The organism is Pseudomonas sp. P7779 (assembly GCF_013386315.1).
Taxonomy (GTDB): domain Bacteria; phylum Pseudomonadota; class Gammaproteobacteria; order Pseudomonadales; family Pseudomonadaceae; genus Aquipseudomonas.
Window position 1 is genome coordinate 1 of record NZ_JACARZ010000165.1, and the last position, 650, is coordinate 650.

The 650-nt window shown below is 62.5% G+C and carries 1 protein-coding gene and 1 pseudogene; both read right to left on the reverse strand.

Annotated features, from left to right (window positions below; translation table 11 throughout):
- Window positions 1-332, reverse strand: a 332-nt coding sequence (locus HX869_RS30505) for a 3-keto-5-aminohexanoate cleavage protein (RefSeq protein WP_178904124.1), incomplete at its 3' end; no start/stop codon positions are given.
- A gap of 87 nt (window positions 333-419) precedes the next feature.
- Window positions 420-650, reverse strand: a pseudogene (locus tag HX869_RS30510) (glycine/betaine ABC transporter substrate-binding protein); the annotation flags it as partial.

A 650-nucleotide genomic window follows, 5' to 3' on the forward strand; every position in this document is an offset into this window, starting at 1 on the left:
GGGCCCACCAGGTCGGTGTTGGGCCCGAACTCCATGGGGTTCTCGCCGCCACCGATTTCCAGGTCGCCACCCATGCCGGCGGTGAGGTTGACGATGATGTCGACGTCCGCCTCGCGGATGCGCTCCATCACTTCGCGGTACAGCGCCACGTCGCGGCTGAACTTGCCGGTCTCGGGGTCACGTACGTGGCAATGCACCACGGTGGCACCGGCCTTGGCTGCTTCCACCGCCGCGGCAGCGATTTGTTTCGGAGTGACCGGCACGTGAGGGCTTCTGGCGGTCGTGTCGCCAGCACCGGTGAGTGCGCAGGTGATGATGACGTCGTGGTTCATGAGGCAGGTTCCTTACAGGCGTGATTTTCAGGCGTAGTCATACCGTTCGCAGCCGGGAGCGGCTGCGAAACGGTGATTCAAGACAGGTTATTTGCTGGTCAATTGCAGGTTGGCTGCGGCGGGTTTGCCGTCGAAGGTGGTCACGCCTTCCAGCCAGCGCTGCTGGTCTTGCGGGTGATCCTTGAGCCATTGCCTGGCCGACTCGAAAGCGTCCTTGTGATCCAGCAGCGGCTGCATCATTCGGCTCTCGTCGGCGGCGGTGAAGGTCAGGTTGCTGAGCAACTTGTGCACGTTGGGGCCTGTCTCGAATACACATCT